This is a genomic window from Streptomyces sp. NPDC001443 (assembly GCF_053597355.1).
On sequence record NZ_JBSFIA010000015.1, the window covers coordinates 148,843 to 170,888 of the forward strand.

19 protein-coding genes are annotated in these 22,046 nt (G+C 73.0%); 5 read left to right on the forward strand and 14 right to left on the reverse strand.

What is annotated here, in order from left to right:
- Positions 1–222: 222 nt before the first annotated feature.
- Together ACWC24_RS18165 and ACWC24_RS18170 are read left to right on the forward strand one after the other, a co-directional pair.
- Positions 223–1,092 carry a SigB/SigF/SigG family RNA polymerase sigma factor gene (locus ACWC24_RS18165; protein WP_450663818.1) on the forward strand — a complete coding sequence of 290 codons (870 nt, stop codon included), beginning with the start codon at positions 223–225 and terminating at the stop codon, positions 1,090–1,092.
- 16 nt (positions 1,093–1,108) lie between these two features.
- A complete protein-coding gene (locus ACWC24_RS18170) occupies positions 1,109–1,948 on the forward strand; it encodes a DUF1206 domain-containing protein (protein WP_450663819.1) in 840 nt (279 codons plus the stop codon).
- Between the two features lie 97 nt (positions 1,949–2,045).
- Here the strand turns inward: ACWC24_RS18170 and ACWC24_RS18175 are convergent, their stop codons facing one another.
- The 9 genes from ACWC24_RS18175 to ACWC24_RS18215 form a co-directional block, all read right to left on the reverse strand.
- Positions 2,046–4,337: an FUSC family protein gene (locus ACWC24_RS18175; RefSeq protein ID WP_450663820.1), complete on the reverse strand. Its 2,292-nt coding sequence runs from the start codon at positions 4,335–4,337 to the stop codon at positions 2,046–2,048.
- A gap of 91 nt (positions 4,338–4,428) precedes the next feature.
- On the reverse strand, positions 4,429–5,796 hold the full coding sequence (locus tag ACWC24_RS18180; protein WP_450663840.1) for an NAD(P)/FAD-dependent oxidoreductase: 1,368 nt from the start codon (positions 5,794–5,796) through the stop codon (positions 4,429–4,431).
- Between the two features lie 288 nt (positions 5,797–6,084).
- A complete protein-coding gene (locus ACWC24_RS18185; RefSeq protein WP_450663821.1) occupies positions 6,085–7,971 on the reverse strand; it encodes a PP2C family protein-serine/threonine phosphatase in 1,887 nt (628 codons plus the stop codon).
- Positions 7,968–9,047 (reverse strand): SpoIIE family protein phosphatase, encoded by a 1,080-nt coding sequence (locus ACWC24_RS18190; RefSeq protein ID WP_450663822.1) that lies wholly within the window; start codon positions 9,045–9,047, stop codon positions 7,968–7,970. Before ACWC24_RS18190 ends, ACWC24_RS18185 begins: the two co-directional genes overlap by 4 nt.
- Complete coding sequence (locus tag ACWC24_RS18195) at positions 9,047–9,496, reverse strand: anti-sigma regulatory factor (RefSeq protein WP_450663823.1); 450 nt, start codon at positions 9,494–9,496, stop codon at positions 9,047–9,049. Before ACWC24_RS18195 ends, ACWC24_RS18190 begins: the two co-directional genes overlap by 1 nt.
- Positions 9,496–9,912, reverse strand: a complete 417-nt coding sequence (locus ACWC24_RS18200; RefSeq protein ID WP_450663824.1) for an STAS domain-containing protein — start codon at positions 9,910–9,912, stop codon at positions 9,496–9,498. Before ACWC24_RS18200 ends, ACWC24_RS18195 begins: the two co-directional genes overlap by 1 nt.
- Complete coding sequence (locus ACWC24_RS18205) at positions 9,909–10,808, reverse strand: STAS domain-containing protein (protein ID WP_450663825.1); 900 nt, start codon at positions 10,806–10,808, stop codon at positions 9,909–9,911. Before ACWC24_RS18205 ends, ACWC24_RS18200 begins: the two co-directional genes overlap by 4 nt.
- Before the next feature lie 153 nt (positions 10,809–10,961).
- On the reverse strand, positions 10,962–11,354 hold the full coding sequence (locus ACWC24_RS18210) for an STAS domain-containing protein (RefSeq protein WP_450663826.1): 393 nt from the start codon (positions 11,352–11,354) through the stop codon (positions 10,962–10,964).
- 122 nt (positions 11,355–11,476) lie between these two features.
- Entirely contained in the window at positions 11,477–12,340 is an 864-nt protein-coding gene (locus tag ACWC24_RS18215) for an RNA polymerase sigma factor SigF (RefSeq protein ID WP_450663827.1), read from the reverse strand.
- 215 nt (positions 12,341–12,555) lie between these two features.
- On the opposite strand from ACWC24_RS18215, the gene ACWC24_RS18220 reads away from it, so the two are divergent.
- Both ACWC24_RS18220 and ACWC24_RS18225 read left to right on the forward strand, forming a co-directional pair.
- The gene (locus ACWC24_RS18220; RefSeq protein WP_450663828.1) at positions 12,556–13,524 is read left to right on the forward strand and encodes an anti-sigma factor RsbA family regulatory protein; all 969 of its coding nucleotides are present in this window, start codon (positions 12,556–12,558) and stop codon (positions 13,522–13,524) included.
- Positions 13,525–13,663: 139 nt separating this feature from the next.
- Positions 13,664–14,035: a PRC-barrel domain containing protein gene (locus ACWC24_RS18225; protein ID WP_450663829.1), complete on the forward strand. Its 372-nt coding sequence runs from the start codon at positions 13,664–13,666 to the stop codon at positions 14,033–14,035.
- A gap of 33 nt (positions 14,036–14,068) precedes the next feature.
- On the opposite strand, the gene ACWC24_RS18230 is transcribed toward ACWC24_RS18225, so the two are convergent.
- Positions 14,069–14,503, reverse strand: a complete 435-nt coding sequence (locus tag ACWC24_RS18230) for an ATP-binding protein (protein WP_450663830.1) — start codon at positions 14,501–14,503, stop codon at positions 14,069–14,071.
- A gap of 303 nt (positions 14,504–14,806) precedes the next feature.
- Here ACWC24_RS18230 and ACWC24_RS18235 point away from each other — a divergent pair, with 303 nt between their 5' ends.
- The gene (locus ACWC24_RS18235) at positions 14,807–14,983 is read left to right on the forward strand and encodes a hypothetical protein (RefSeq protein WP_338017563.1); all 177 of its coding nucleotides are present in this window, start codon (positions 14,807–14,809) and stop codon (positions 14,981–14,983) included.
- A gap of 34 nt (positions 14,984–15,017) precedes the next feature.
- Here the strand turns inward: ACWC24_RS18235 and ACWC24_RS18240 are convergent, their stop codons facing one another.
- The 4 genes from ACWC24_RS18240 to treS all read right to left on the reverse strand — a co-directional run.
- Positions 15,018–16,925, reverse strand: a complete 1,908-nt coding sequence (locus ACWC24_RS18240) for an AMP-dependent synthetase/ligase (RefSeq protein ID WP_450663831.1) — start codon at positions 16,923–16,925, stop codon at positions 15,018–15,020.
- A gap of 235 nt (positions 16,926–17,160) precedes the next feature.
- On the reverse strand, positions 17,161–19,362 hold the full coding sequence (gene glgB, locus ACWC24_RS18245; RefSeq protein ID WP_450663832.1) for a 1,4-alpha-glucan branching enzyme: 2,202 nt from the start codon (positions 19,360–19,362) through the stop codon (positions 17,161–17,163).
- Positions 19,363–19,366: 4 nt separating this feature from the next.
- Complete coding sequence (locus ACWC24_RS18250; RefSeq protein WP_450663833.1) at positions 19,367–20,728, reverse strand: maltokinase N-terminal cap-like domain-containing protein; 1,362 nt, start codon at positions 20,726–20,728, stop codon at positions 19,367–19,369.
- 28 nt (positions 20,729–20,756) lie between these two features.
- The coding region (treS, locus tag ACWC24_RS18255; RefSeq protein WP_450663834.1) for a maltose alpha-D-glucosyltransferase at positions 20,757–22,046 on the reverse strand (1,290 nt) is incomplete at its 5' end.

A 22,046-nucleotide genomic window follows, 5' to 3' on the forward strand; every position in this document is an offset into this window, starting at 1 on the left:
GCGCGGACCCCCGCCGGGGTGTCCGCCCGGCCCCGAGACCGTGCCGCCCCCCGGCCTCGTTCGAGGCCGAGTTTGCGCCCCGGAAGCCAGGGCAGACGCACGTTCGTGCTTCGGACCGGAGGCGCCCCCGCGGGAGTGGTGTGCGGGCCCCGGTGTCCTGGGGCCGAGCAGGGCCAGTTCCGCGGCACATCCCAGAAACCATCTGTTCGGGAGTGATTCCGCATGCGCATCGACGCATCGACAGGCAGCACCGACGCACGCGACCGGCCCACCCCGCCCGGGCGGCGGCCGCACGACGACACCCCCGACACCGCAGGCCTGTTCACCCGTCTCGTGGACCTGGAGGACGGCCCCGAGCGGGACGACGTCCGCGACCGGCTCGTCGCGGCCTGGCTGCCCATGGCCCACCGGATCGCCGGACGCTTCCGCGAACGCGGAGAGTCCCTGGAGGACCTGCGCCAGGTGGCGGCCCTCGGACTGGTCAAGGCGGTCGACCGGTTCGACCCGTCCCGCGGGGCGTTCGAGAGCTATGCCGTGCCCACCATCACCGGTGAGGTCAAACGGCACTTCCGCGACCGGATGTGGGCCCTGCGGGTGCCCCGCCGGGTGCAGGAACTGCGCAACAAGGTGCGCGTCGCTCGCCGCGAGCTCACCCTGAACCCCGGCACCCCCGAGCCCTCGGTCACCGACATCGCCGCCCACACCGGGCTCACGGAGGACGAGGTCGGCGCGGGCATGGAGGCGCTGGAGAGCTTCAGCACCCTGTCCCTGGACGCCGAGCTGTCGTCCGCCGACGACGGCCACAGCCTCGCGGACACCCTGGGCGAGTCGGACACCTCCTACGACGTGGTGGTCGACCGCGAGGCGGCCAAGGAAGGGCTGCGCCGGCTCTCCGAGCGCGAGCGCGCCGTGCTGTACATGCGCTTCTTCGAGGACATGACGCAGAGCCGGATCGCCGACCGGCTGGGCATCTCCCAGATGCACGTCTCGCGGCTCATCAGCCGCAGTTGCGCCCGCGTCCGTGACCAGGCGCTGGAGCGGCACGGAAGCCGGCGCGGGCCCGCGAGGGGCGGCCGTGGCCGGACGGCCTGAGGACACGGGGGACCGGATGGACACGACTGTCAGGGCACACGGCGGGCGCGGCGAGGCCGAGCGCGTGGCGAGGGGATCCGTGACGGAGGGCGCCGCGCGGGCCGGGCTCGTCGCGCGGGGCGTCATCTACTTCCTGGTCGGGGTGCTCGCGCTGCGCATCGCCATCGGCGACGGCGGACACCAGGCCGACCGAGGCGGCGCCCTCGCCGAGATCGCCGACAAGCCCTTCGGCGACGTACTGCTGTGGGCGCTGGGCGTCGGAGTCGCCGGGATGGCCGTGTGGCGGCTGTCCGAGGCGGTCTTCGGCTCGGTCGGGCCGGACGGCCGCAAGCCGCGCAAGCGGCTGCTCGCCGTCGTGAGGTGCGTCTTCTACGTCTCCGTCGCCTTCTCGGTGCTGGCGTTCGCGGCCGGGGCGGGCGGCAGCGGCAGCGGAGCCGGCGACCGCCAGTCCAAGGACGTCACGGCCCGGGTGCTCCAGCTGCCCGCGGGGCAGTGGCTGGTGGGGTCGGCCGGGGCCGCGATCGTCGTCGCGGGCGTCTGGATCGGGGCCCGCGCCGTCATGCGCTCCTACCGGGACAAGCTGAAGCTCGGCGAGATGTCGCGCGGAGCCCGGCGGCTGGTCGACGTGACCGGCGTGGCGGGCGGCGCGGCGCGCGGCCTGGTGTTCGCCGCGGCCGGAGCGTCCGCCGTACGCGCCGCCGTCGACTTCGACCCCGATCGGGCCAAGGGCCTCGACGACAGTTTGCGCGCGTTCGCCGGCACTCCGCTGGGCCCGTCGCTGCTCGGCTGCGTGGCCGCCGGGCTCGCCCTGTTCGGGGTGTTCTCCTTCGCGCTGGCCCGCTGGCGCAGGGTCTGACGGTCGCGGACCGGTCGCGGACCGGTCGGGGCAGGGCCTGACGGCCGGGTGTCCCGCGGGGCTCGCGCCGGCCGCGGCCGGGGGCGTGCCGCGGTGGTCACCGGCGGGCGTCCGCCAGTGGTTCGCCCTCGGGTGTCACCACCGGGACGTCCAGCGGCCGGGCCAGGCCCACCACCGCCTCGTCCAGCCGTTGCAGATGACGCAGCACCCGGTCGGTGACACGGCCGTAGCGCGGGCCGACATCGGGCCCCAGCAGGGACGCGATGCTCGGTCCTGTCCGCACCCGGACCTCTTCGCCGGCGTCCTCGTCCGCGAGGTGCGCCGCCCGCGAGGCGATCGCCGCGATGTTGTCCACCACGCGCCGCCCCGCCCGCCGCAGCCGCGGGTCCGCCGCGATCGACGGGTGCGTGGGCAGCAGTTCGGCCGTCGCCGCCAGGGAACGGGCGTGATAGGCGCACGTCTCCAGCAGCGCGAGCACGTAGCGGGCGGTGTTGCGCCGGTTCCGCAGCGGCGTCACCGGATGCGTCAGCGGCTGTACGGCGGCCCGCAGATCGCTCAGCGCCTGGTCCAGCCCGCGCGCCTGGTCCAGCAGTTCGGCCGGGTCCCCGCCGCTGAGCTGCCCGACCGCCGAGTCCGTGACCTCGCCGAGCCGCTCCAGCACCGTGACGAGCAGTTCGTCCGTACGACGGGTCGTGCGCACCGGCAGCACCACCGCCGCGGCGATGACCCCGCACGCGGCCCCGAGCGCGGTCTCCGCCACCCGCAGCAGCAGGACCGACGGCGTGTAGGTGTGCAACAGGGTGTAGAGCACCCCCAGCGCCGCGGTCACGAAGAACGACATCAGCGTGTACGACAGCGGAGCCGTGTAGAACATCGCGAAGAGGCACAGCAGCACCAGCGCGAACGCCGTCCAGGTGTGGTGGCCGACCAGCCCGGCCAGGGCGATGCCGGCGCACACGCCCAGCACGGTCCCCACCAGCCGGCGGGAGCCCTTGACCAGGATCTCGCCGGTCGACGCCGTGTTGACGAACACGATCCAGCACGTCAGCACCGCCCAGTACCAGCGCTGGGTGGACAGGAACTCCCCGCCGACCATGGCCAGCGCCGAGCCCACCGAGACCTGCACGGCCGTTCGCGTGGTGGGCCGGTCCAGCCCGGTGAGTGTGCTCGTCGGCCGCTCCTGCTCCTCGGCACCGGCGATCGCGGCGTCCTCGGCGTCCAGTTCCTCGCGGGAGCGGGCCGTGGAGGGGCTGTCGTCGGTCTCGTCCTGCGGCCCGTCGAGGGCGATCCGCAGACCCAGCACCGCCCGCGCGGCCTCCCCGACGCCCCGGAAGACGTCCCGGACGGCGGGGGAGGCGGGCGGCAGGTTCTCCTCCTCCCGGTAGCCCAGGAGCCGGTTGCGCATCACGGCCGACGCGGTGCCCCGGTTCTCGGACACCGGGCGCAGGACCAGCAGGCGCAGCGCCCCCAGATCCCGTCGCAGCGTGTCCGTCGCCTCCTCCCGCACCGGCAGATGACCGCCCGACGGCAGCGGCGCGCCGGACAGGTGCAGGGTGAGGGTGGTCGCCCGCTCGGTACTGCGCGCGGTCAGCAGCAGCAGCCCCAGCCGCTCGGCCGTGACCTCGGCGTCCGCGATCCGGCGTTGCAGCAGCCGGGCCACCGACGGGTCGGAGGTGCCGTCCTCCAGCCGGCCCTGGATCATCAGCGCCGTCTCGTGCAGGCGCGCGGTGCCGCTGCGCACGTGCTCCAGCGCCTTCTCCACGTCGTCGGGACCCGCGTCCAGCAGTTCGACCTGCGCGGACACCAGCTGGGCGAACCGGGCCCGGAACGCCTGGCGCAGCCGGTCCAGTACGCCCTCGGGAGTCTCCGGCACCACCACGAACCGCACCACGGCACTGCACAGGAACGCCACGCTCAGGACGCCGTACAGCGCGGGCAGCGCGGGGACGGCGGCGCCGACGAACAGGGAGACGAAGTAGATCTGGAAGGCGATCAGTCCGAGCGCCGTGCCGCGGTCGCCGAACCGACGGCCGTAGACGGCGCCGAAGATGACCAGCACGAAGACCAGGTCACCCAGGACGACCCGGGAGTTCAGCAGCGCGCCCAGGGTCAGTGAGGCCAGCGCCACCGGCAGGCCGAGGGCCAGCGTGACGGCCTGCCGGTCGCGCTGCTTCTCCCGGACGGCGAACGTGGCGACCATCGCCGTGATGGCCCCCGCCACCAACTGGGGCACACCGGCCCCCAGCGGGGCGAGCACGGCGAGGGTCAGGGCCACGGACCCCACGGTCCGCAGCCCGGCGGCCAGCCGCAGCAGTCCCGGATCGGATGCCGCGAGATGGTCCCGCAGCCGGTCCCGGGCCCGTCCGACCGCCCTCACGTCGCCGCGCACTCTCCCGTCGCGTTCTCCTCGGTCGCGTTCCCTTTCGCCGTGCTCTCGCCGGGCCGACGACCTGCGCGTGCCCCGGACGCGGCGTGCCGTGTCACTGCTTCGGCGAATCCGCGCGGGCCACGTGGGCCCGCACCTCGTCGGGGGTCAGATAGTGGTCGGCGTACTCGAAGTCCTTCAGATTGCCCGGCCTGCGGGCCTGGAACCCGGTGCGGACGAAATCGTCGCCGGCGAGCGCGTTGAGCGTCCAGTTGGTCAGCACCCGCGCCTTGGCGACGTTGGTGCGCAGCGCCGACCAGTGGTAGCCGCGCGCCACCGCCTGGGCGGGCAGTCCGCGCAGCTCGACGCCCAGCGGCTTGGAGACGGCGTCCGCGCCGCCGAGGTCGACGACCAGCCCGAGGTCCCGGTGGACGTAAGGGGTCAGCGGCTGGTTGCGCAGGGCCGCGATGACGTTGTCGGCGACGTGCCGGCCCTGGCGCATGGCGTGCTGCGCGGTCGGCGGGCAGACCGCGTCGTCGCCCTTGGCCAGGTCGGGCACGGCGGCGGCGTCACCGAGCGCGAACACACCGTCCTCGCCGGGCAGATGCATCTCCGCGTTCACCGCGAGCCGCCCGCGGACCGTCTCGGCGCCGAGGGTGGCGATCAGCGGACTGGCGACCACCCCGGCGGTCCAGATCAGGGTGTGGGTGGGCACCACGCGGCCGTCCGTGAAGGTGACCTCCTCGGCGGCGGCCTTGTCGATCGAGACGCCCAGCGAGACCTCGATACCGCGCCTGGCCAGGATCTCCTGGGCGCTGCGGCCCAGCTTGTCGCCCAGCTCGGGCATCAGCTTCGGCGCGATGTCGATCAGATGCCACTTGATCAGGCTCGGGTCCAGCCGCGGATAGCGCCGGACGGCGCCGTGCGTCAGGCGTTGCAGACAGGCGGCGGTCTCGGTGCCCGCGTAGCCGCCGCCGACCACCACGAACTGGAGCCGGGAGGCGCGTTCCGCCGGGTCGTCGCTGGCGTCGGCCAGGTCCAGCTGCGAGATGACGTGGTCACGCAGGTACGCGGCCTCCGCCAGGGTCTTCATGCCGTACGCGTGATCGACGAGCCCGGGGATGTCGAAGGTTCGGGTGATGCTGCCCGGGGCCAGCACGATGTAGTCGTACCGCTCGTCGACGATCTTGCCGGTGATGGTGCGGACGACGCAGACCTTGGCCTTGAGGTCCACGCCGATGGCGCCGCCCGGGATGATCCGGGTGCGGTACTTCTTGCTGCGCCGCAGGGACAGGGCGATCGACTGGGGCGTCAGCACGCCGGAGGCGACCTGGGGCAGCAGGGGCAGATAGAGCTGGTAGGACTGCGGCGTCACCAGAGTGATGTCGGCCTCGCCCGGGGGCAGCTTGCGCTCCAGGCGTCGTACGCACCCCACTCCCGCGAAGCCCGCGCCCACCACCAGGATCCTGGGTCGTGTCACGATGGTTCATCCCTTCTGCGGCTCCAGGCGGTCTGCCTCGGCCTCGTTCGCGTGCCCGCCGAGCGCTCTTTCGCACCTCTCGATCCCGTCGCGCCCGAAGCACCCCTGCCGACCGGGTGCGGCGCGCGGACGAACGAACAGATCTTCAGTCTGCCTGCTCCACGGCCTCGGCGCGTGGGGAGCCGGGACGCGACGGCGCTCGCACGGGTCCCACGGGTTCCACGAGCCTGCCGCCCTACACCCCCGGGACCGTTCCGGGATCCCCGGACCTCCGTACCGGCCGCCGCGCGGTCAGGACGGCCGCGGTCCCGGCTGCCGGAGGCCGCCGGTGCGGCCGTCGACATGGCACAGCAGCAGACACACGTCGTCCTCGCGCGGGGAGTCGCTGAGCAGCGGACGCAGCATCCGGTCCGCCGCACCGTCCAGGTCCGCGTCCAGCTCCGCCGCGCGGAACCCGCCGAGCGCGGCCGCGAGGCGTTCGATGCCCGCGTCGATCCCCTGCGCCCGGCGCTCCACCAGACCGTCCGTGTAGAGCGCCAGCGTGCAGCCGGGAGACAGCCGCACCGTGTGGTCGGCGATCCGCTGCTCCAGCGGGATGCCGAGCATCGCGCCGGGTTTGGCGTCGAGGACCCGGACCCCTCCGTCGGCCGTGCGCAGCACCGGCGGCGGATGACCGGCGGCCGCCCAGGTCACCGTCGGGTCGTCAGGGCGGAAACGGGCGATGGCCGCGGTGGCGTACAGATCGGGCTGCAGATGCCGCAGAAGTACGTGCAGCCGGGTCAGCAACTCGCCCGGGCTGCCGCCGTCGACGGCGTACGCGCGCAGCGCCGTGCGGAGCTGACTCATCATGACGGCCGCGTGCAGCCCGTGCCCGGTCACGTCGCCGATCACCGTGATCAGGCTCCCGTCGGGCTGGCGGAAGGCGTCGTACCAGTCCCCGCCGATGTTCAGCCCGTACGTGGCCGGCAGATAGCGGGCCGCCAGGTGCAGGCCCGGAGTGCGGGGCAGGTCGGTGAGCAGGGCGCGCTGAAGGGTCTCGGCGATGTCCCGGTTGTGCTCGAAGCGCCGGGCGTTGTCGATGGCGGTGCTGGCCCGCCGGGTGAGCTCGATCAGCATGACAGCGTCGTCGGGGTCCCAGCGTTCGCCCGGCGGGGACAGCGTCAGCACGCCGAGGGGCGTGTGCCGGGTGGGCAGCGGGATGCACAGCAGCGGCCTGGCCGGGTCCAGCGCCGAGGGCGGCTGGTCGTCGACGCCGGGGAGCCCGCCGGGGTGCCCGGCGGCGTACTGGGGCCGGCCGGTGCGGGCCGCGAGCACGGCGGCGGCCGGGCGCGCACCGGACCGGCCACGACCACCGCCCCGGCCCGGTGCGCCGGGGTGCCGCCGGTCGTCCTCGGCAGGTGCGGTACCGGGCAGCCGCCGGTCGTCCTCGGCAGGTGCGGTACCGGGCAGCCGCCGGTCGGCCTCGGTCGAGGGCGGGCCCGGGAGCCGGTGCTCGTCCTCGGCGTCGAACAGCCATACGTCGACACTGCGGGCGTACTCGGGCACCAGCAGCTCGGGCAGCCTGCGCACGATCTCGTCGTGGTTCAGGGAGGCCGTCAGCACCGCACTCGCGTCGGCCAGGAAGGTCAGCCTGCGCCGGGCGCGTTCCGCCTCCCGGTGCGCCGCGCGTTCGGCGGCGAACGCCTCGCGCTGGGCCCGTCCGGCGGCGTCCAGCTCGCCGTGCAGCGCGAGCACGCCCTGGTTCGTCTGGTGCAGTTCCTCGCGGTGGTAGGCGACCAGCTCCTCCTGGGCCGCGAGCCTGCCCAGCACGAGAGCGGTGTCCTCGTCGGTGCCGAGCAGGGCCTCCGCGAGGAGTTCGGGGCCCTCGGCCACGGCGTCCGGGCCCGCGGTCCGGGTCTCCTCGGTGCAGCGCACCGCCATCCGCCACGTCGGCTCGCCGCCCTCCCGGGGGCGCACCAGGGCGTGCAGCGACCGCTCCGCGTCCGGCGCCGAGGACGCCTCCAGCGTGAGCCGCCAGGCCCCGCCCTTGGTGAGGCACTGCCGCAGCCGGGCGCTGAGCGCCGTGACCAGCCGGGTGCGCTCCAGGACGGGCACGCCGAGCGCGGCGGCGACCCGGGCCGTGGCGATCCGGGCCCGCGCGGCCTCGCTGACGGACGCGACCGGCCAGACGCCTGTCACGGGGCCTCCGGCGGGTTCGGCGCCAGTACGGCGACGGCGGTGTCGTCCCTGACCGGGCGGGCGGCGCTGCCGGCGTCGCGCACGGTCACGGCGGCCACGACCGCCGGGTCGGCCAGCAGCAGGCCGGGGTCGGACGGCGGGACCCACCGGCTGGGCAGCCCGTCGCTGTGCAGCACCAGCAGCCGGTCCGGGCCCCACGGCAGCCGGGTCTCGGGCAGGGTCGCGGGGCGGTGGACGCCGACGATGCCGGGCCGGGACAGCAGATGCCGCCAGGTGCCGCCCTCCCGCAGCCGCGCCCCGATGTTCCCGATGCCGGCGAACGTCAGCCGACCGGTGTCCGTCTCGAGCTGGGCCAGCGCGACGGCCGCGCCGCGGGTGCCGCGCAGTCCGGTGTCCAGGCACCGCAGGAGTTCGGCGGGGGAGAGGTGGGCCGAGTGGGCGAGCACCCGCGCCGCCGCCGTCGACGCGTGGGCCGCCTGCGGCCCGTGTCCCAGCCCGTCGGCCAGCATCAGGGTCAGCCGGTCGCCCGCCCGGACCCACGCCCAGGTGTCGCCCGAGTAGGCCGCCCCGGCGAACGGGATGTTGACCCCGCCGGCCCGCGCCGCGCACCGCCGCGCGCCGTCGTCCGCCGCGGTGGCTCGCCCGGCGCTGCCGGGGGCGACGCCGATCCGCGCCAGCGCGACCGTGCCCCGGCCCGGGGCGCTGTGCAGACCGAAGTCGTCGGCGAGGCGCACACAGGTGCCCAGGCCCGCGCCGAGCGAGTCGGCCGTCGAGAACCCGTCGCGCAGGGCGGCCCCGACGTCGGGCATTCCCGGACCGTGGTCGACCGCGGCGATCTGCACGACGTCGTGCCCGTCCCGTCCCTCGCCGACCGTGGCCGGCGCGACCAGGTCCACGAGGAGCTGTCCGCCGCCGGCGTGCTTGAGCAGGTTGGTGGCCAGCTCGCTGGCCACCAGCGCGGCCGCGGCGGTGCGCCGCTCGTCCAGCCCGGCGAGTGCCGCGGCCTCCTCGGCGGCGACCCTGGCGTCGCGCACCCGCGTCGAGTCGTGCACCGGTACGTCCCACAGCCGTGCCATCACCACTCCTCACGCGGGTGGCCGGGACGGGGCGGCCGGCCGGCCCAGGACGTCACCGTGACGGTGGTACCGACTCCCGGGGTGCTGTCGATCGCGAACTGGTGCACCAGCCGGCGCGCCCCGCCCAGGCCCATCCCCAGCCCGTCGCCGGAGGTGTAGCCGTCCCGCAGGGCCTGCTCCAGGTCGGCGATCCCGGGGCCCTGGTCGCTGAAGGCCAGCCGCAGTCCCTGCGTCCGGCCGTCGGCCACCCGGGCCGCCGTGAGCTGCCCGCCCCCGCCGTGGACGAGGGTGTTGCGGGCCAGTTCGCTCGCCGCGGTGACGAGCTTGGTCTGGTCCACCAGGCCGAAGCCGAGCCGGGCGGCGGCCTGGCGCACGTGCTGGCGCACCCACACCAGGTCCAGGTCGGAACGGATCGGCAGGCGGGCGTCGACGCCCGCGGCCGCCTCCATCACCGTCTCCCCGGACGAGGGTCGGCGCCGCCGGACCGCGCCGGGTCGCCGAGCAGGCCCAGGGCCGCCTCGGTGTTCAGGGCCGTGTGCAGCCCCGGCAGCGTCAGCCCCATCTCCACCAGGGTGATCGCGACCGCCGGCCGCATGCCCGCGACCACGGTCCTGGCCGCCAGCAGCCCCGCCTTCGCCGCGATCTCGGCCAGTACCCGGCCGAGGAAGGAGTCCACGATCTCGATGCCGGAGATGTCGATCACGACGCCCGTCACGCCGCTGCTGCCGATCCGCTCCGTGATGTCCTGCTGGAGCTGCTCGGCCGTGCTGTCGTGCAGGTCCCCCTGGAGGGTCACCAGGAGGACGTCACCGAGCCGGAGCACCGGCACGTGCGCCATGGGCGGGCGCAGGAACTCGTCGGTCACCGCGACCCCGCACCGCCCGGCGAGGCGTGCACGATGTCCGCGCCCAGTTGGTGCAGGGCGTGCGCCAGGGCGTCGGCGAGGCTCGCCCGGGTGATCACCGTCCCCAGGTCCAGACCGAGGTGGACTATGGTCTGCGCGATCGCGGGACGGATGCCGGAGACCACGCACTCCGCGCCCATCAGCCGGGCCGCCGCGACCGTCTTCATCAGATGCTGGGCCACCAGGGAGTCGACCGTCGGCACACCGGTGATGTCCAGGATCGCGTACCGCGCCTGCTGGTCGACGACGGCTTCCAGCAGCGTCTCCATGACCACCTGGCTGCGGGCGCTGTCGAGCGTTCCGATGAGCGGCACGGCCACGATGCCGTCCCACAGTTTGATGACGGGCGTGGCCACCTCCAGCAGTTGCAGCCGCTGCCGGTCGATGAGGGCCTCGCCCTCGCTCAGCGCCGTCTCCAGCACGACCAGCCGCAGGGTGCCCAGCAGCACGGTCAGCGCGGACTCGCACTCCCGCAGCCGCCCGGGCGGTGCGTCGGCGAGGTCGGCGGCCAGCAGGTCCACGACCGGCGGCCGCAGGTCGTCGACCTCCCTCGACACCTGGGCGGTGCCGAGTCCGGCACGCGAGCGCGAGGCCGCCATCCGCGCCAACTGCTCCCGCACCAGCATGAATCCGGTGGCGTCGGGATCCGCCACCCGTTCCGACGCGGCGACTTCGGCCAGTGCGTCGGCCACCGACCGCCCCGCCTCGACCGCCTCGTCCCGCGAGACGGTGAACACCGCGCGGAACAGGGGCTCGTCGGCCCACCGCTGCGCGATCTGTTCGCGGCGGCGGCGCAGGAAGACCCCGACCTCCCGGGCCGGCGAACCCTGCTGTGCTTCCGCTTCGTGCTGCGGCACCCGCTTCACTCCTCGTGTCTGTCGCGGTGGGTGACGACCGGCGGCCGTCGCCCGTCCCTGTGTCCCCGGCCCGTTCGCCGTCGGCCCGCTCGTCGTCGGTTCTGTCCCCAGCCGCTCGTCGCCCGTCCCGCCCCGGCAGGGGCGTGTGGTCCGTCAGGTCCGTCGGTCCGGAGCGGCCTCCGGCGCCGTGCCGAGCAGCGCGAGGGCGTCGTCGACGGTCTCCGAGACCGGGACCGTGATGCTGACGCCGGTGAGGTCCAGGATCCGCCGTACGGCCGGGGTGGGGGCGATGACGTGCACGCTCCCCGACACCCCGCGGGCCTCCTGGTACACCCGCAGGACGATGTTCATCCCGGACGAGTCCATGAAGGGGACCCCGGAGAGGTCGAGCAGGAAGTGCCGGCGGCCGTGGTGGAGCTGGTTGGCCAGATGGTGCTGGAACTCGGTCCCGGTGTCGATGTCCAGATGGCCCTCGACCGCGACCAGGGCGATGTCCTCCCTGACCACGGTGACCTCGACGGACAGGGGGTTGCTGGCTCGTATCACGACTGCCTCCACGCGTGCGGACGACCTGGTCCGGTCCTGGTGTGCGGTGCGGGGGCGGTGTCCCCGCACAAGGCTGTGCCCGGTGTCACCGCCCTCGGGCGGCCGCACCGGGCACAGGGGTGTCAGGCGATCTCGGGACCCAGCAGTCCGGCGCGCAGCCGTCGGACCATACGGGTGATCAGCCGGGACACGTGCATCTGGGAGATGCCGAGCTCCTTGCCGATGTCCGCCTGCGTGCGCTCCTCCACGAAGCGCATATGGATGATCAGGCGTTCCCGGTCGTCGAGTTCGGCGATGAGGGGCGCCAGGGAGTGGAAGTTCTCCACCAGTTCCAGAGCGGGTTCCTCCTCGCCGATGAAGTCGGCCAGCACCGACTCGCCGTCCGCGCCGCCGTCGGCGGTGAGGGCGGCGTCGAGGGAGGAGGACGTGTAGCAGTTGGCCGCCTTGCGGGCCTCGATGACCTCTTCCTCCGACAGCGACATGAGCTGCGAGAGCTCGCGCGTGGTCGGCATCCGGTCCAGCCGCGTCTGCAGTTCCTCGGTGGCCTTGGCCAGCTCGACCCGGGCCTCCTGGAGCCGGCGGGGCACGTGCACGGCCCAACTGGTGTCGCGGAAGAAGCGCTTGATCTCACCGACGATGTACGGGACGGCGAACGAGGTGAACTCGACCTCGCGGGACAGCTCGAACCGGTCGATGGCCTTGATCAGACCGATCGTCCCGACCTGGACGATGTCCTCCATCGAGTCGCCGCGGCTGCGGAAACGGGAGGCGGCGTAGCGCACCAGGGAGAGGTTCATCTCGATCAGCGTGTTGCGCACGTACTGGTGCTCGGACGTGCCCTCCTCCAGGGTCGCGAGCCGGTCGAAGAACCGACGGGAGAGTTCGCGCGCGTCCTTCGGGCTGACCTGAGAGGGGGTGTCGATGAACGGCAGGCCGCCCCGAAGGCCGTCCGCGACCGTCTGCTCCACTGCCGTCACGGCATTCATGCCGCCCACTCCGTTCGTCGTACGAGTTGCTGACAGGGGTCGACTGCCCCGGCTTCTCCAACTCATGTCAGGGAAAGGCGAAAGAAAGTGGTGTGTCTCGAAGACGTGGCCGAAAAGCGTCGCTTGAGCGGCGGCGGCCGCGGAAGCGGGCCCGCCGCACCGGACCCGGCGGCCCCGACGGTACGTCAGGGCGACGACGTACGCTGAGGGGCGGGATGCGGAAGGCGGGGGTGCGGGTGGTGCAGGTCGGGCGTGCGCAAAGACCCGGGGAGTCGTTCGTCCACCCGGCGTTCCTCTACCGCGGTGACGAGGAGTACCGGGCCGGGATCGTGCCCTTCGTCCTCGAAGGCCTCGCGGCGGGGGAACCGGTGGCCGTCGCCGTCCCCGCGCGAAGGCTCGAACTGGTCCGGGACGGGCTCGGCGCGCGCGCCGCCGAGGTGCGCTTCACCGATATGACCGTCGTCGGCCGCAACCCCGGCCGCATCATCCCGACGGTGCTGCGGGCGTTCGCGGACGCTGTCGCCGACGACCTCCGGGTACGGATCGTCGGGGAGCCGATCTGGCCCGGCCGGACCGCCGAGGAGTATCCGGCCTGCGTCCAGCACGAGGCGCTGATCAACGCGGCCTTCCAGGGGAGGACCGTGACGATCCTGTGCCCCTACGACGCCCGTGCCCTGTCCGCCGGCACGCTCGCCGACGCGCACGCCACGCACCCGCTCGTCGTCGACGCGGGGCGTACGACCGTCAGCCGGGCCTACGACCCGCAGGGCGTGCTGGAGCGCTGCAACCTCCCGCTGCCACCCCCGCCGCGCGCACTCGCCGTCCGCTTCGACGCGGCGACGCTGCCGGACACCCGCGACACCGCCGTGCGCGAGGCGAGCGACCGGGGCATGAGCGCCGCCCGGCTGCCTGATCTGGCCCTCGTGGTGGCGGAGTTGACGACCAACAGCGTGGTGCACGGGGGCGGCAGGGGCACGTTCAGGCTGTGGGCCGAGGGCGGCCGGATCGTGTGCGAGGTGCGCGACTCCGGCCGGTTCACCGACCCGCTGGCGGGCCGCCGTCCCGCACGCCCCGAGCAGATCGGGGGACGCGGACTGCTCCTCGTGCACCGACTGGCGGACCTGGTGCGCACCCACACCGGCGAGCACGGCACCGTCACGCGCGCCTGCCTCGACCTCCGCTGACCCCAAGACTCCCCGCACGATCTTGCCGGGCCCGAATGCGCGTGCGGGGAAAGGGTATTTGGTGCTGTGTGGGACAGGCGGGCGACCGTCGGCCGCCCGCATGGGCAGCACAGGCCCGGGAGGAAGAGGGAGGAGCAGTGTGGCCACAGGCAGAATCTGGACGTACGCACCGGACAGCGGTCACGTCGAGGGGCAGGATCTGACGGGCTACGCCGTCGTCGCGACGGACGGCACGGTCGGGCACGTGGCCCGACAGGCCGACCCCCACGGTATGCGGCACCTGGTCGTCGACACGGGCGTCTGGCTGTTCGGCAGGAGCGCCGTCGTCCCGGCGGGTCTGGTCACCGGGGTGGACCCGAGGGCCCGCAAGGTCTCGCTGGCCTGTACGGGCGGCGCGGTCAAGGCGGCGCCGCGGTTCCGCATCGACAGCGAGACGAGGGACGCGCGGTACCTGGCGACCGTGGGGGAGCACTACGAGCGGCTCGCCGTGCCCAGGACCGCGACGGACTGACCCCCGGCACCGCCCCGCACCCGGCCCGGTGGCTCACCAGGGGAGGAAGACGTGCACGTCCTTGCCCCGGTCGGCGGCCACCACGCTGACCTGGGTGCACAGCGCGTGGACCAGGTGCCAGCCGATCCCGCCGCCACCGGTGCCGGGGTTGAAGGGGCGGGGCGTCGGCGGGGTGGTGCTGGTGTCGTGCAGGGTGACGTGCACACCGTCGAACGTACGGCGCAGCCGCAGCTCGAACGGGCCCGGCGCGTACTGCACGGCGTTGGCGGCCAGCTCCGTCACGATCAGCACGATGTCGTGCCAGCACTCCGGCGCCGCCGGGGGTGAGACTCCGGCCAGGGCACGCAGGAAGTCCTCCGCGGCCAGGCGGGCACCGGTCACGTCCGCGGGCGCGCCGACGAAGCCGACGGTGCGGCTCGCGATGTCCTGGGAAGCCAGTGTGTCGTCCCCACGCTGCTCGGCTGCCATCTCGCCTCTCTTCGACCCCTGACGTCGGCAGGGCTGTCGTGCCTTCCCATCCGTCTCTCTCGCTTCGTCACCTCTGCGAGTTCCCGGGGGCGCGCGGCGTACGCGTCCGAGGCGGCGGCCGTATGGGTGATCCTTCCCCGGCCCCCGGACCGGACACATCGGGCCGCCGGGCGATCACGGAGCGTACGGGGACGGGGCTGACGCTGCGCGACACAGGGAAATCGCGGCCGCGACGGCTGTCCCGGCGTTTCCGGGGAACCCGGACGTCACGGAAAGACGACAGACCTGACAAGAGGAGAACCCGTGCTGGCCATCGTTGCGGCGGTCCTGCTGTTCATCGCGTTCCTGATCAATGCCGCGGACATCTCCACCAATGACGTCTTCACATCGACCAACGTGATGCTGCTCGGGCTGACCGCCCTGAGCCTGCACCTCGCGGGCGTGGGCACCGCCTGGGCGAGCCGCGGCCGTCGGCGCTGACCGGGGCCGCCCGCCCGGACCGGGGCGGCCGGTGCTAGCGGAACATGTTGTCCGCGTCGTCCCAGCCGAGCACCTCCTCCGCGGTGGGCTGCCGCGGGACGCGCGAGCGTGCCTGGTACATCGCCTCGATCTCCTGCGCGTAGTGCTGGACGATCGCGTCCCGGCGCAGCTTCATCGACGGGGTCAGCAACCCGTTGGACTGGTCGAACTGGTCCGGGAGCAACCGGAAGACCCGGATGGACTCGGCCCGGGACACCGCGCTGTTGGCGGCGGCCACGGCACGCCCGATCTCCTCCCGCAGCGCGTTCTCCTCCCGGGCCTCCCGGTTGGGCGTGTCGCCCTGGAGGGTCAGGGCCGCCCGCCAGTGCGCCAGGTAGTCCGGGTCCAGGGTGATGAGCGCGCCGACACAGGGCCGGTTGTCGCCCACGACCACCGCCTGGTGCACCAGCGGATGCATCCGCAGCCGCTGCTCCAGCGGGGCCGGGGCCACGCTGTTGCCGCCGCTGGTGACGATGGTGTCCTTCTTGCGGCCGGTGATGGTGAGGTAGCCCTCGTGGTCCAGGTGCCCGAGGTCGCCGGTGGCCAGCCAGCCGCCGCGCAGCGCGGCCCGGGTGGCGGCCTCGTCGTTGACGTAGCCCTGGAAGACCGACGGCCCGTGCACCAGGATCTCCCCGTCCTCGGCGACCCGGATGTCCGTACCGGGCAGCGCCTGCCCGACCGTCCCCGACTTCTCCCGGCCCAGCGGCTGCATGGTGATCCCGCCGGCGGTCTCGGTCAGCCCGTAGCCGTCGTGCACGTAGATGCCGATGCCCTCGTAGAACAGGGAGAGCTCGCGGCTGAGCGGTGAGCCGCCGGAGGTGGCGCGGGTCACCCGGCCGCCCAGTGCGCCGCGCAGCCTGCGGTAGATCGTCCGCTCGTACACGGCGTGCTGCAACCGCAGGTCGAGGCCGGGGCCCGAGCCCCGGCCCAGCCGCTGCCGTTCGTTCGCCGCGGCGAAGTCCCTCGCCGTCTCGGCGGCCCGCTCGAACAGCGGTCCCCGGCCCGTCTGCTGGGCCGTGCGCAGGAACGTCTTGTACAGCTTCTCGAAGACCGACGGCACGGCGTAGAAGTACGTGGGCCTGAACGACAGCAGCGCCGACGCCAGGGACTCCTCACTGAGGTCGGGTTCATGGCCCATGAGCAGGCCGCCGCGCAGGCACAGGCCCTGGATCATGAGGCCGTACACGTGGGAGAACGGCAGGAAGGCGAGGACGGCCGCCTGTTCCCCGGCCTGTGCCGCCGTGTGGCCCCAGCCCTGGAGCAGGGTGTCGCAGGGGCTCGCCAGACTGCGGTGGCTCAGCGCGCAGCCCATCGGGTGTCCCGAGGTGCCGGAGGTGTAGGCGATGACCGCCGTGGAGTCCGGCATGACGATGCGGCGCAGCGAGTCGACCGTGGTGATCGGTATGAACTCACCCCGCTCCACGAGCTGTTCGAGCGCGCCCGCGTCCAACTGCCAGACGTGCCGCAGGCTGGGCAGCCCCGCGCACACCGAGCCCACCGTCATCACGCTCTGCTCGTCCTCGACCGCGACCCCCACGCAGCCCGAGTCGCGCAGCATCCATTCGACCTGGTCGCGGGAGGAGGTGGGATGGATCGGCACCACCTCGGCGCCGACCGTCCACAGCGCGAGGCTGAGGACCGTCCACTCGTAGCGGGTGCGTGCCATGACGGCCACCCGGGCGCCCGGTGAGATCCCGGACGCGATCAGACCCTTGGCCAGGTCGACCACCGTGTCCCGGACCTCGACGGCCGTCACCTGCTCCCAGGATGCGCTCGCCGAGGTGCCCGTGCGGCGGGCGAGCAGCGGCAGGGCGGGGTTGCGCGCGGCCGTCTCGAAGACGGTGTCGGCGAGTCCCCCGGCCACGGACGGCGTGGTCGGGGGAGCGAAGGCGAAGTCGCGCATGCGCTGGCTCCTGGGGTGTACGGGGAGTGACTCCGCCTACGAGAACTGTTATCGACGGTGGTCGAATCTAGCCCAGGAGAGACCGGATGGGGCCGGGAACGGAGAAGTAATCGAGCCGTGATCATTTCCACACGGCGGACCGGACCGGCCCCCGTTTGAATCCCGGGTCCGGCAAACCGGACGGGCACCGGCGGGTCCGGGCGCGGTGACGGCACCGCGCCCGGACCGCCCGCCCTCATCGCGCGGGCGTCAGCCAGACCGTCGCCAGCGGCGGCAGCGTGAGCGTGATCCGGCCGTCCAGCCGCTTGACCGGCTCCGGACAGGTGACGTCGCTGCCGCCGTAGCGTGCCGCGTCGGTGTTGAGGATCTCCCGCCAGACGTCGGCCGAGTCCGGGACCCACAGCTCGTAGTCGTGCCGGACGACGGGGGAGAAGTTGCACACGGCCAGCAACGGGCTGTCGTCCGCGGCGAACCGCAGGAACGCGAACACGTTGTCGTCGGCGGCGTCCCCGACCACCCAGCGGAAGCCCTCGGGCCGGGTGTCGCGCTGCCAGAGCGCCGGGGTGTCCCGGTAGACGGTGTTGAGGTCGCGCACGAGGTCGCGCACACCACGGTGGTCGCCCTGCGCCGCATAGGCGGGGTCCAGCAGCCACCAGTCCGGGCCGTGTTCCTGCGACCACTCCCCGCCCTGGGCGAACTCCTGCCCCATGAAGAGGAGTTGCTTGCCGGGGTGGGCCCACATGAAGCCGAGGTAGGCGCGGTGGTTCGCGCGCTGCTGCCACCAGTCGCCGGGCATCTTCGCCACCAGCGCCTGCTTGCCGTGCACCACCTCGTCGTGCGAGATGGGCAGGACGTAGTTCTCGCTGTAGGCGTACACCATCGAGAAGGTCATCTCGTTGTGGTGGTACTTGCGGTGCACCGGCTCGTGGCTCACGTACGCCAGCGAGTCGTGCATCCAGCCCATGTTCCACTTCAACCCGAAGCCGAGACCGCCGCCGTCGGTGGGCCGGGTCACCCCGTCCCAGGCGGTGGACTCCTCCGCGATGGTGACCACGCCCGGCACCCGCCGGTAGACCGTCGCGTTCATCTCCTGGAGGAAGGCCTTCGCGGCCAGGTCCTCGTTGCCGCCGAAGACGTTGGGCTCCCACTGGCCGGAGTCCCGGGAGTAGTCGAGGTAGAGCATCGAGGCGACCGCGTCCACCCGCAGCCCGTCGATGTGGAACTCCTCGCACCAGTACACCGCGTTGGCGACCAGGAAGTTGCGGACCTCGATGCGCGCGTAGTCGAACTCGTAGGTCCCCCAGTCCGGATGCTCCGCGCGCCGCCAGTCCCCGGGCTCGTACAGCGGATCCCCGTCGAACCGGGCCAGCGCCCAGTCGTCCTTCGGGAAGTGGGCCGGCACCCAGTCCATGATCACGCCGATCCCGGCCCGGTGCAGCGCGTCCACCAGGTACCGGAAGTCGTCCGGCGAGCCGAGCCGGGACGTCGGCGCGTAGAACCCGGTGACCTGGTAGCCCCAGGAGCCGCCGAACGGGTGCTCGGCCACCGGCATCAGCTCGACATGGGTGAAGCCCAGGTCCTTCACGTACGCCGGGAGCTCCTCGGCCAGCTCGCGGTACGTCGTCCCCGACCGCCAGGACGGCAGGTGCACCTCGTAGACGGAGAACGGCGCCTCGTGCACCGGGGTGTCCCCGCGGTGCGCCAGCCAGTCGGCGTCGCCCCACTCGTAGTGCGAGGCGGTCACGATCGACGCCGTGTCGGGCGGCACCTCGGTGCGGCGGGCCATCGGGTCGGCCTTGAGGAACCGGTCCCCGTGCCGGGAGGTGATCTCGAACTTGTACCGTGCGCCCTCGCCGATGCCCGGCAGGAACAGCTCCCACACCCCGGCCGCGCCGAGGGAGCGCATCGGGAACTGGGTGCCGTCCCAGAAGGTGAAGTCCCCGGCCACCCGAACTCCCTGGGCGTTCGGCGCCCAGACGGTGAAGCGGGTGCCGGTCACGCCCTGGTGGGTCATCGGCTCGGCGCCGAGCGCCTGCCACAACTGCTCGTGCCGGCCCTCCCGGATCAGGTGCAGGTCGAAGTCGCCCAGTGCCGGCAGGAAGCGATAGGGGTCGTGGACCTCGTACTCCGCGTCGTCGTACGCCACCAGCAGCGTGTACTCCGGGATCGCCTCGAACGGCAGTACGGCGGAGAACAGGCCGTCGCCCTCCGAGACCAGGGAGCCGCGCGTGCCGCCCGCCACGACGGTGACCGAGCGGGCGAACGGGCGCAGCACCCGGAAGAGGACTCCGCCCGTCACCGGATGGGCGCCGAGCAGCGCGTGCGGGTCGTGGTGCGCCCCCGACAGCAGGCGCCGGCGCTCCTGCGGATCCAGGGTGAGGGCGGTCGGCGGAACGGGTCCGGCCGACTCGGGGGGCGAGGTCTCTCGCAGTGCCACGGTGTCAGGCTCCTCTCACGGCGAGACGCTCGATCGCCGCCATAGGTACGGGCATCCAGTCCGGTCGGTGCCGGGCCTCGTACAGGACTTCGTAGACGGCCCTGTCCGTCTCGTAGGCGCGCAGCAGGGCGTGTTTCTTGCGCGGGTCCCAGCCAGCCCGGTCGGCGTAGCCCGCGCAGAAGGCCTCCCGGCAGCGCCGGGCCCACTCCGGGCGCCAGGGGTGGCGCTGACGGGCGGCGTAGTCGAACGAGCGCAGCATGCCCGCGATGTCGCGCACGGGGGAGTGCGCGCTGCGCCGTTCCGCCAGCGGACGCGAGGGTTCGCCCTCGAAGTCGATGACGAACCACTCGCGTCCGGCGCGCAGCACCTGCCCCAGGTGCAGGTCGCCGTGGATGCGCTGGACCGGCGGACCGGGGTCGCAGGTGGCGAGCGCGGTGAACGCGGTGCGCAGGGCGTCGACGAAGGGCCGCAGGGCCGGGACGTGGTGCGCGGCGGACTCCAGCCGCTCGGTCATCGCGGCCGCCGTCAGGTCGTTCTCGGTACGGGCGGTGGACGGCAGGGCCGAGGCCAGCGCCAGATGCACCTCCGCCGTCGCCCGGCCCAGCTCGTGGGCCTCCGCCGTGAAGGTGTCGCCGGTGGCGAGCGCGCGCAGCGCGAGCGCCCAGCCGTCGGAGGCGCCGGGCAGGAACGGCTGGAGCACCCCGAGCGTCGCCTCCTGCGGATGCGTCGTGCGGAACCAGGCCACGGGGGCGGGCACCCGCCCGCAGCCCTGCCCGGCCAGCGCGACCGGCACCTCCAGATCGGGATTGATCCCGGGCTGGATGCGCCGGAACAGCTTCAGGATGAACGCGTCGCCGTACACCACCGACGAGTTGGACTGCTCGGCGTCGAGCAGCCGCGGCGGCAGCCCGGCGGGCACCGGCACGGACGCGTCGGACTCGAACCGCAGCGGGCCCAGGGTGCCGGGGTGGCGCAGCCGCTCCAGGAGCAGATGCGTCGACCGGGGGTCCTGGAGGGCGTCGTAGACCGTCAGACCGGCCAGCGGACCGAAGTCCGCCCGGCCGATCAGCGCCCGTCCGAGCCGGGGCGAGAGGTGTTCCTGGATGCCCAGCAGCAACTGGTAGCAGTCCCCGGCCGGGGTGGCGCCGCCGGGTGCGGGGACCCCGCTCTGGCCGGTCTGGACGAGCAGATGCAGACAGCCCGGGAACAGCTCGGTCATGGACAGCAGCCGGAGGTCGGTCAGGGGCCGGTCCTTGCCGGCGAACCAGCGCTGCCGCGGCAGCCACTCCCGCAACAGTCCGCCGAGCGACGCCATCGGCTGGATGCCGTCGGCAGTGATCGGGTGGAGATATGCGGTCTTCGGCATGGTGACGCGTCCTTTCCTCGGCGCACGCTCACAGTTGTCGGCCGGTGCGGGGTGCGACTCGGGCGAGTCGGAACCAGTAGAAGCCGTGCCCGGTGAGGGTGAGCAGGTAGGGCAGTTCGCCGATGGCGGGGAAGCGCACCCCGCCGAAGAGTTCGACCGGATGCCTCCCGTCGAACTCGCGCAGGTCCAGCTCGGTCGGCTGGGCGAAGCGGGAGAAGTTGTGCACGCACAGCACCAGGTCGTCCTCGTACTCGCGCAGGAAGGCGAGAACGGCCGGGTTGGACGACTGGAGCTCCGTATAGGACCCCAGTCCGAAGGCAGGATTCTGCTTGCGGATCTCGATCATGCGGCGGGTCCAGTGCAGCAGGGACGACGGCGAGGACATGGAGGCCTCGACGTTGGTGACCTGGTAGCCGTAGACCGGGTCCATGATGGTCGGCAGGGAGAGGCGGCCGGGGTCGCAGGAGGAGAAGCCGGCGTTGCGGTCGGGGGTCCACTGCATGGGGGTGCGCACGCCGTCGCGGTCGCCGAGCCAGATGTTGTCGCCCATGCCGATCTCGTCGCCGTAGTAGAGGATCGGTGATCCGGGCAGGGAGAGCAGCAGGGCGGTGAAGAGCTCGATCTGGTTGCGGTCGTTGTCGAGCAGGGGGGCCAGGCGGCGGCGGATGCCGATGTTGGCGCGCATGCGCGGGTCCTTGGCGTACTCCGCGTACATGTAGTCGCGTTCTTCGTCGGTGACCATCTCGAGGGTGAGCTCGTCGTGGTTGCGCAGGAAGATGCCCCACTGGCAGCCGGCGGGGATGGCGGGTGTCTTGGCGAGGATTTCCGAGACGGGGTAGCGGGACTCGCGGCGGACGGCCATGAAGATGCGGGGCATGACGGGGAAGTGGAAGGCCATGTGGCATTCGTCGCCGCCGCCTGTGTAGTCGCCGAAGTAGTCGACGACGTCCTCGGGCCACTGGTTGGCCTCGGCCAGGATGACGGTGTCGGGGTAGCCGGCGTCGATCTCCTTGCGGACCCGCTTGAGGAACTCGTGGGTGGCGGGCAGGTTCTCGCAGTTGGTGCCCTCCTCGGCGTAGAGGTAGGGCACGGCGTCGAGCCGGAAGCCGTCGATGCCCAGGTCCAGCCAGAAGCGGAGGGCGGCCAGCACCTCTTCCTGTACGGCCGGGTTCTCGTAGTTGAGGTCCGGCTGGTGGGAGAAGAAGCGGTGGAAGAAGTACTGGTTGCGGACCGGGTCGAAGGTCCAGTTGGAGACCTCGGTGTCGACGAAGATGATGCGGGCGTCCTGGTACTGCTTGTCGTCGTCGGCCCACATGTA